This is a genomic window from Capsulimonas sp. (assembly GCF_039929585.1).
Lineage (GTDB): Bacteria > Armatimonadota > Armatimonadia > Armatimonadales > Capsulimonadaceae > Capsulimonas.
This window is the reverse complement of sequence record NZ_JBDSQY010000034.1, coordinates 1-8763: the sequence shown is the minus strand read 5'-3', so window position 1 is coordinate 8763 and position 8763 is coordinate 1. Positions and strand designations below refer to the sequence as shown.

The following is an 8763-nucleotide window of genomic DNA, read 5'->3' as shown; positions in this document are numbered from 1 at the left end:
AAGTGCACGATGTCCACCTACGTGGACTCCAGAAACCTGGCGATTGCGTTTCGTTTCTGGAGTGCCCGAAGGGGCACATCGTGCACTTCTAGCCGCGATTTCAATCGCCGGGTGATCTCTGGATTACTGTACGCTGAGGATTTCTCCCGTGCGGCTGTCCAAACGAATTTCGCTTGCTCCCTGCGGAGCTTTGTTGGCGCCGGCGCTGTCCATTGCGGCGAGGAATTTGCCTTGCAGTACGATCGCGCCGCTCGCTAGATGCGACTGAAGCCCGCCTGTGTTTTTTGCTTCCACAACATGGCTTGTGGCATAGGGAAGAACAGAGGCGACGCGGCCTGTTGTGGAGTTGAAACTGATGACGACGTCCGTTGCGGTCGCGAGCGTGGAGCCTGAACCGATGACACGGATCGGTTTGGCGCTGAGGCCGTTCCAATAGGTCATCGCTGTGAACCTGTCCGACGCCGTGGCGGTAAAGATGATGTTAGGCAAGTTCGTCGAAATGCCGGTGAGCGACGCCACGCGCGTTCCTGAGGGCGTGGCGGCGTCAAAGGTCATCAGACTGCTGATCGTGTCGCCCTGCTGCGCAAACAAGAATCCTGACGCTGAGGTTCCATAAGCGTAGCCGGCGGGGCCGACAAAGTAACGCTTTGTGATGAGAGGCGACCATGCCGGCGTCGCGTCGCTTGTCGCCCCATCGGTGATCCGATAAGCCTGTGTTCCATCCGCATTAGCGACATAGATTTGAGGGCGGGTCGATGAGTCGGTCCGACTAAAGGCGATTTTACTCCCATCTGCGGACCATGCGGGAGATAAATCATTATAAGCAGCGTACGTCAGTGCTTGAAGACTACCACTAGTTGCGGAGATCACGTAGATATGGTAATTAGAATTGATGTAAAAAGCAAAAGCAATTTTACTCCCGTCCGGCGACCATGCCGGCTGAATAAAATCGTAGGAGGTGTAAACAGGAGCAGCGTTATGCGCGCCCGATCCATTGGCGTTCGCAATGTAAATATAGTTATGTCCCGCTGTGGCGTCGTAATGATTGTAGGCGTATTTGGAGCCGTCCGGCGCCCACGTCGGATCGGTTTCCTGCGCAGCGACTGTGCTGAGACGCGTGGCGGTTCCTCCCGATGAACTGATCGAGTAGATTTGTCGAAAGCCAATCGTAGTGTTGCTCTGGTCGAAGAGGATCGTGGCGCCGTTGGGAGAGAACGAAGGGTTAGCGCAATCCGCCCTTCCGTCCGTCAGCCGCACGCTTCCCGTCCCGTCCGGGAGCGCGGTATAAATTTGGAAGTGTCCGACGGAAGCGTCATAGCGCATATAAGCGATCTTGGCGCCGTTGGGACTCCATGAAGGCGCAGTTGCGTTACTGTATGTGGGAATGTCGGTGGTTAGCTGTGTCTGGGAAGCCCCGTTCGGAGAAATCGTGTAAACCGCGCCCCCACGATCGAAGGCGATCAAGCTGGAGCTGACCGAAGGCGATTGCGCCGCCTGCAGCGTTGTGATCGCTGCTCCAGCGACCCCCGTGACGACCGTGCCGCCCGATCCGCCGACAACTGGCGCTTGTGTCGCCCCGACAATGTGCGCGGTCAGCGCTCCAAATGTCTGATCCTGCCCGGCGCCTCCGCCGGGCGCCGTGGGAACGCTGGACGACGATCCGCCCCCGCCTCCGCCGCATCCCGCGATGGAAAACATTCCGACCAGCAGCGCCGCCGCCGTGACGGCTGCTCGATGAAACGATGGATTCGCCATTGTCGTGCCTCTTTCGTGCGTAAGAGCGAGAAAACAATTCTGTTTCATGAAGGGCGCCGCCGCGTGGCCGATCAGCCCTCCAAAAAGTTCCGGATCATCTGCTTGCCATGCTCCGTCAGCACGGACTCCGGATGAAATTGTACCCCCTCCAGCGGCCAGGTCTTATGCTTCAGTCCCATAATCTCCCCATCCGCCGACTCCGCCGTGATCTCCACGCTGTCCGGCAGCGTCGCCCGCTCCACGATCAGCGAATGGTACCGCGTCGCCTCCAGCGGCGAAGGCAGGCCCTTAAAAACACCCTTCCCTGTATGCGTGATCGCCGAAGTCTTCCCATGCATCAGCTTATCCGCCCGGATCACCTTGCCGCCCACCGCCTGCCCGAGCGCCTGCATCCCCAAACATACCCCAAAAATCGGAACCGTCGCCCCCAGTTCCCGAATGACATCCAGCGTCACCCCCGCCTCATCCGGCGTTCCCGGACCCGGCGAAATCAAAATCTTCTCCGGCGCGAGCGCTTTAATATCGGCGACCGTGAGCGTGTCATTGCGGCGGACATCAATGTCCGCCCCCATCTCGCCTAGGTACTGGACGAGGTTGTAAGTGAAAGAGTCGTAGTTGTCGATGACGAGAATTTTTGGCATAATATCTGGTTCCTTCAGCGTATCAAATTTGAGCTTGTGATGTCGTGGCGCCTTCGCATCCATACCCGCGTTCAGCGCCACCAGTGATCTTCGGGCAGCAGGTGAACTTCAGAGTGCATGACATCTTCAAACCACGCTTTCATTTGCGTTTTCATAACCAAGTATTCCGAAGCCGCATGCGATGTGCCGATCAGGGACATGGGCGTCGTCTTGGCGTACTCCATGATCAGGGCGTCGCGTGATCGGCCAATGTCGTTGTCGATATGGTTCCTGATTTCGCCGGTCACGTAGGCCTGCGCTCCTTTGGCTTCCGCCTCTTTGTATAGATCAACACGTGTCCCAGCGCCGGCGACGACCGCGATGCGCCTGAGTTCGTTGTGCTTGGGACCGAGGAACTCCCCATATGGAATGTCCATCGCCGCGATGAGTTCGGCGATCAAAGCATCGGTGCTGCGCGGAGCGAGTTCACAGATTGCGCCGTACGGTCCGTAATCCCCTTCGTAAAAGTGATCGATAACCGTCGCCCCCAGTGTCTCGACAATCGCCGCCGTCGTCCCAATCCGCCAATTTAAGTCCATTGGAATATGGCAAGAATAGTACGACAGACCGATTTCGCGCATCGCCCGAAGCTGCGCCTCGGGAATGGGCATGATGAACGGCTCGGGCTGCGATTTGCCCCGAGGATCGCCCATCTTCATGTCAAGAGCGTGATGCGAAAAGAACAGATCGCCAGGCTGAGCCTGTCGAATAAATTGATCGATAACGGTTTCGCTTGGAAAAACGCCGCAGAAGACGGCTCCGACATCTTCGTGGCCGCGAATCATGAGACCGTTGAACCGAGTGCAAAACGCTGGCTCAAAGTAGCCACGCCAATCGACGTCGATAGGATCATACGCCATCGGCACAAAGTGTCGAAACGCAGGATCGATATCGACACGCTCGATCTTGAAGAGATCGTCGAGCGCGCCTACGATGTGTGCTAGCTTTTGCATGGCGAATTCGCTTTCATCTAACGTTCCGCGCCAACTGAACAGATCAATAGGGATTTTGGCATTTGCGTTAATCCTGCTTTTATATTTATGTGTTCGTTTCCGGTAAATCTAAGCTGGGCCATTCTGCCCAATCGCTGTATGCGAAGCAGGTTTCTGGCAAATCACGAACGGCGTTCCACGGTACATCCACATCATACATATCGATGCAGCAACCACATCCGCTGTTTTCCGGTGCGCCCCCGAGTTCATCTCGCCATTTTAGCAGCCAACTTTTGACACGAACTTGATTGGCTGAATCATCTGTTTCAACGCAGATCGTAACCTTCGGCATGGAAGATTTTCCTTATCGAGAGAAATCCCAGCCGCCTTCACCAACTCACTTCCAAGTGATTCTGGTGTGACGCCGACGGGAAGAGCGTTCACGCGAAATATCATTTCAGCCCCAAGGGCCATGGCGACTTCCTCAATACGGACAACTCAAGCAAAAAGCCGGACACTTCCACAATGGGAGATGTCCGGCTTCTGTAAACTTCGCAAAACTGATAATCTCAGGCGTGTACAGGCGACGGCATCCCCAGCGGAGTGGGGCGCCACCATCGGCGGGTCTGTGTTTGCGCGCCTGTGATCATGGGTTTATGATACTGGATGGGGGCGGGTTCTGTCAAGACAGGTTTTTTCTGATCGAGATGGTGGTTTACTTCAAATAGAGGGTGGGAGTGAGCGGCGTTTCTACTGCTTGACCGTTTTGTTGTCGAACTCGGTATGCTTGGGCGTCCGGTCGAGCGGATACGATCTCGGTGAGTTCTTGGCCGCGAAATAATAAGCCGACGAGATCGTCGGCGGCGTAGCCGTCTTTGAGGGTTCCATCGGCGATCATTTGTCGGTAACCTGGTCGCCGCAGCGGCTCGCTGTCGTAGTGAGGGCAGAAGCTTCCTGGGAGAAAGCCGAGGCAGGAGATTGGATTGAGTTCGCCCGGCACGACATCGGTTGTCCCCTGTTCGAACCAGCAAATGGCGCCGGCGCTTGGGCCGCAGAGGACGATGTCTTGCTCCCAGGCGTCCCGCAGGATGCTGTCTAGTCCCCATTCCCGCCACAGCGCCAGCATGCTTCGCGTATTGCCGCCCCCGACGTAGATAATATCCGAACCCAGCAAGTAGGGCCGCAAGTCGGCGCTCGGCAGCTTGAAGAGGCTGAGATGGGTGGTCACGCAATCAAAGCGCGAGAAGCCGTTATGGAATTTTTGAATGTAACCGTCCGCGTCTCCCGTCGCCGTGCCAAGAAAACAGATCGTTGGGCGAGATTTATCGGCAAGCCCGACGATATATTCGTTGATCGCATTATCGCTCGGAGCAGCGTCGCCGAGCGCCAATATCGTTCGCGTATTCAAATGGTTGTTCCTGGATTTGTCTGTGCCTGGAATATGATCCAGGTAGTCGGAGCATTTCCCGTGACGCCCGCCTCCCTTGTCTCCACTTGATCGATAGTAAAACCGGCCTCACGGAGCTGGGCGGCGAAGTTGTCTTCCTGCCAGAAGATGAATTGTCGTTCGATGCCCTTGCCGTACTTGTCGTCGTAAACCATTTGCGGGCCTTGCGGACCCTGTTTGAGCGAGATCCGTGCGCGGCCGGTGGGGGTGAGTATCCTATGCAAGTCGCTCAGAAAAGCGGGGACGTCGGCTTCTGGGACGTGAATGAGCGAGGCTGCGATCCATGCGCCGTCAAAAGAGTGGGCGGCGAAGGCGTTTCCGATCTCTCGCATATCCAATTGCAGAAATGTTGGGTTGCCCGGCGCCGAGTTTTCTTTGGCGACTTGGATCATCGCTTCAGAGTAATCGATGGCGGTGACCTCAAGGCCCAGGCTTGCGAATTGCTGGGCGTGTACGCCGGGGCCGCAGCCGATATCGATCAGACGTTTTCCGCTCAAGCTCTTCGCAAACGCTGGAAGGTCTGGGCGGATTGCGAGCTTGTGGTGAGACAAGGCGGTGTTTAAGAACGCCCGCGCCACTTCAGTGTCTTCGTATGTTTGCCGCGTGGCGGCTTGGCCGTCGGTTGTTCCATCTGTGCGCATTATCTTTAGGCTCCGATACAGTGGCGGCTAATACTGAATGTAATAGTCTTTGACGCCGACGACTACCCAGTCGGTTCCGAACTTCCTCAGCTCGAAGTCAACGCCTGACCTGACCCGGGCGCTGTAAGACACGCCTAGGAAGACGCGGGCGCGGGTATGGTTTGCATTCCAGAGGACCGTGGAATTGGGATCTTTCGGGTGATAACGATTGCCTTGGAGATCGAGCATGGGTGGACCGAAACTTTTGAATTCGGGGCTATGTTTGTAGAGCGCGTCAAGCGGCGACTTCGTTCCCCTCTCCTTGTCCAGAATGATCCAGTTGGAGCCGATCAGCTCGAACGGGGCGCTCCCTTTGGGGAAGGTAATCAGGCCGGGAGTGGGCTTAGTGGCCTCCGTCGACCAGGTATCCGCTTCGAAGGCGGCGGATAGCACCTGCTCCGTTTCCGAGAGTGGACGCGGTTTGGCGAGCGGATTTTTGTCGAGCGGATCTTCAATCCCATCGCCATCGGTATCCTTGCGCAGTGGGTCTGTGCCCAGGCGCTCTTCCAGCAGGTCGGTCCAGCTGTCGCCATCGGTGTCCATTCGGAATCTGGGATCGTTGATGTATTGGATGAAATTCTCGAGTTTGCCAAGCTGTTTCAACGTTAGCGTCGTAAATATGGGGTCTGTCCAGTGTCCATCCTCCGATCGGACGATCCAGAGGTCATTCGGCGAACCCGCAACGCCGGTATTGACGAGCCCAAACAGCCGCCCGCTGCTGTCTTTCTCGGTGGCGACGAGCTGTGATTTGAGGTATTCCCGTTCGGTCGTGGGGGCTTGGCCGAGCTTCGACAGCTCCATAGCCTCGGCAAGTGAGACGACGGTTTGTTTGGTTCTGCGTGCGAGAACGGCTTTCAGCGCCGCAGGATCGCCGGTGCGGGCGGCGTGGAGGTAGGCGGTCCACTGAAATGAGGGACTGGCGGCGCTGTCGGTCAGCAGGGAGACGAGATAAGCAGTGGCGGCGGGCTCGTCGGACTTCAGTACGGCATCCTGAGCGATGCCGCCGAAATTCCAGTCGATCTTATCGGCTTTGAGGATGTTTAAGAATATCGGCAGGGTCCGATGATCGTCACCCTTAAGCGCTACGATGTTCATGAGCACTTGCCGTGTGCTGTTATCTCCATTGGTGGTCTTAGCCAAGCCCAGAAGCTCTAGAAGCTGAGTAGTGAATTTCGGTTTCGCGAACTTTTCGACGACATCCGCGCAGTCCGAGAAACGGCTGTACAAGTCGAAGTTAGAGGGCGAAGCTTGGTAAGCGAGCAGACGCTTGCGCAATTCCGCAATGAGCGCCGGAAACGCATCATCCCCTAAAGCGCGCAGCTGATTTTTTTCATTGACATTGAGGACGCCAAGCCGTGAAACTAGCTTTTTGGCCAGCGTTTGGCGTTTCGTGGTATCCGAAGGCTGTTTGTCCGGCGATCCGTGGCGGAATAAGCAAAGCGTGTTGCCGACGCTCGCCAGGAAGCCTTGGTTTGTGATAGCAAGATGGCTCCTGAGCCCTGGATCAAGCCCGAGTCCCGGCTGCGTCCACTTCCATTTCACGAGACCGTTGGCGCTGAGGCAGTAAAGTGTCCCGCCAGCAATTGTCCAGAGGTCGGAGCCGACACTCACCGGCGCCACCATGTTATCGTCGAACAGGTCAACCGACCACACTGATTTGCCTGTCGCGGCGTCAAGCGCGTTGATCCGTCCCCCATTTTTAGAGATAACGTAGCCGCTGCTGATGAGGGTGCTGCCGCCGACATCCGCGCGGCGCCACAAGGTCTTGCCATCTTGCAGACGGAGACACAGCATCGACGTGTCGCCAAGTGCGATGTATGCTTTTCCAGCGGGTGAGGCGTACACTCGCCGGAAATCGAGATGTCGCCATGGAGACCAAATGTTCATTCCTGTCATTGGCTGACTGCGCCACAGAATACGTCCGGCGCTGCGCGAAAGGCAAAATACCTGGTACAGTTCCTGCTTGGCCGAGATCTTGGCTTTGGCGTAAATCAAGAGCCGGTCACGATCCAGAATGGTGATTTCGTCTGTATCGAGTTTGCGCGGTTTCCCTGGCGCGCTCAGACTGGTTTCCCAGGTGACCTGATGTGTCGTCTTATTCAGCGCGGCGATTCTGTCGGTGTGCAGTTCGCAGTAAAGACGGTTCTCGTCCACACGGATATCATTAATTACACATTTGACGGGCATGCTCCACAGGAGGTGTCCTGTTTTTGCGGCGTGCGCCTGAAGTCCGAACTCGTAAAGAGAGCTGTAGACGGTATGCTTGTCAAAATCAGCGCCGTTGAGCCAGTACTTTTCATCTTGATCGCTCCACCACTTGAATTCGCCTGTCTTGAGACGAAGCGCGCCAACCCCATTCGGCCCCGCATAACGGATATTTCCCGCCACGACATTGAAGTGATCTGCCCATGGGTTGGACATCTGCAGCCACGCCGTTCTGAATGGCGGCGTGAGCAGACGATTTGTCGAATTATCGGCGTGCGCCGCCGGAACCGCTGACATCAGGAGGCTTACGCCAAACAGCAAACGCATTACGCCAATCGATCTGTGGTTCATGGTCATTCCCATCGTTTCGGAAGGACTAGTTGCGCGGCGGTGGCAGCTTCTTTCCATCAACGTACATGGTTTCGCTGACATACGCTTCACTCAATAGCCGCCACTTTCCCGATTGCTTCACCCATTTGTCTAGAAAGTTTGCGCCGCCGATCAGGTGATGGATCTGACCTTTCGGGCCGAATTCCCCTTCACGGTCGCGTTCGATAATATCGCCTTTTTGATAGACATTCGCGAGGGCGACATCGCCATGCACAACCAGCTTTGTGATCGTGGTCTTGACCTTCGTGGTCTCTCCCCGCTGGGTATCGCCTCCAGCCGCCATGGTGCTCCTTGCCCTGCGGATGAGCAGGTCTTTGTAGGGACCCGCCGCCATGACGTCGTTCAGCACGGTGATCAGCGGCTTGCCCCCGGGGCCGCTGAGCTGCACGTCCATCCGATGGTAGCTTACGACTAGCTCTTTTCGGACTTGGGGGTCGTCGTTTCGCGCTTGAGATGAGGCTGCTGTTGAGAGCAGTAAGATAATGGCGACCGCCCAGTGCTTTGTCATTTGTTTACTCCGCGTGGTTTCTCAGAAAACGATTGTTATTAACTGATGTTACGCAGCCTCGTCTGTTGCGTTGGTCTTGTCTCGGGTTTGGGTAGTAATCGAATATTCCACTGAGGAGTCTCGGGTTCCATGAATAAACCACTCTTGGATCTGTATTCGGACTATT

8 protein-coding genes are annotated in these 8763 nt (G+C 56.2%); all 8 read right to left on the bottom strand.

Annotated elements, in window-relative coordinates:
• Window positions 1–123: 123 nt before the first annotated feature.
• A complete protein-coding gene (locus tag ABIZ35_RS02065) occupies window positions 124–1755 on the bottom strand; it encodes a hypothetical protein (protein WP_348218211.1) in 1632 nt (543 codons plus the stop codon).
• A 71-nt stretch (window positions 1756–1826) separates the two neighbouring features.
• Window positions 1827–2396 carry an aminodeoxychorismate/anthranilate synthase component II gene (locus tag ABIZ35_RS02060; RefSeq protein WP_348218210.1) on the bottom strand — a complete coding sequence of 190 codons (570 nt, stop codon included), beginning with the start codon at window positions 2394–2396 and terminating at the stop codon, window positions 1827–1829.
• 71 nt (window positions 2397–2467) lie between these two features.
• Complete coding sequence (locus tag ABIZ35_RS02055; protein WP_348218209.1) at window positions 2468–3388, bottom strand: Nif3-like dinuclear metal center hexameric protein; 921 nt, start codon at window positions 3386–3388, stop codon at window positions 2468–2470.
• A gap of 85 nt (window positions 3389–3473) precedes the next feature.
• The gene (locus tag ABIZ35_RS02050; protein WP_348218208.1) at window positions 3474–3719 is read right to left on the bottom strand and encodes a hypothetical protein; all 246 of its coding nucleotides are present in this window, start codon (window positions 3717–3719) and stop codon (window positions 3474–3476) included.
• 363 nt (window positions 3720–4082) lie between these two features.
• The gene (locus ABIZ35_RS02045) at window positions 4083–4775 is read right to left on the bottom strand and encodes a peptidase E (RefSeq protein WP_348218207.1); all 693 of its coding nucleotides are present in this window, start codon (window positions 4773–4775) and stop codon (window positions 4083–4085) included.
• Window positions 4772–5455, bottom strand: coding sequence for a class I SAM-dependent methyltransferase (locus ABIZ35_RS02040; RefSeq protein WP_348218206.1), 684 nt, complete (start codon window positions 5453–5455; stop codon window positions 4772–4774). The genes ABIZ35_RS02045 and ABIZ35_RS02040 overlap by 4 nt, the downstream gene beginning before the upstream one ends.
• 27 nt (window positions 5456–5482) lie before the next feature.
• Window positions 5483–8050 (bottom strand): PQQ-binding-like beta-propeller repeat protein, encoded by a 2568-nt coding sequence (locus ABIZ35_RS02035; protein WP_348218205.1) that lies wholly within the window; start codon window positions 8048–8050, stop codon window positions 5483–5485.
• A gap of 25 nt (window positions 8051–8075) precedes the next feature.
• The gene (locus tag ABIZ35_RS02030; RefSeq protein ID WP_348218204.1) at window positions 8076–8597 is read right to left on the bottom strand and encodes a hypothetical protein; all 522 of its coding nucleotides are present in this window, start codon (window positions 8595–8597) and stop codon (window positions 8076–8078) included.
• Window positions 8598–8763 lie beyond the last annotated feature (166 nt).

What these genes read in the sequence shown, in the direction of transcription:
- ABIZ35_RS02065 (WP_348218211.1), bottom strand. Translation starts at nt 1,755, where the DNA reads ATGGCGAATCCATCGTTTCATCGAGCAGCCGTCACGGCGGCGGCGCTG.
- ABIZ35_RS02060 (WP_348218210.1), bottom strand. Translation starts at nt 2,396, where the DNA reads ATGCCAAAAATTCTCGTCATCGACAACTACGACTCTTTCACTTACAAC.
- ABIZ35_RS02055 (WP_348218209.1), bottom strand. Translation starts at nt 3,388, where the DNA reads ATGCAAAAGCTAGCACACATCGTAGGCGCGCTCGACGATCTCTTCAAG.
- ABIZ35_RS02050 (WP_348218208.1), bottom strand. Translation starts at nt 3,719, where the DNA reads ATGCCGAAGGTTACGATCTGCGTTGAAACAGATGATTCAGCCAATCAA.
- ABIZ35_RS02040 (WP_348218206.1), bottom strand. Translation starts at nt 5,455, where the DNA reads ATGCGCACAGATGGAACAACCGACGGCCAAGCCGCCACGCGGCAAACA.
- ABIZ35_RS02035 (WP_348218205.1), bottom strand. Translation starts at nt 8,050, where the DNA reads ATGAACCACAGATCGATTGGCGTAATGCGTTTGCTGTTTGGCGTAAGC.
- ABIZ35_RS02030 (WP_348218204.1), bottom strand. Translation starts at nt 8,597, where the DNA reads ATGACAAAGCACTGGGCGGTCGCCATTATCTTACTGCTCTCAACAGCA.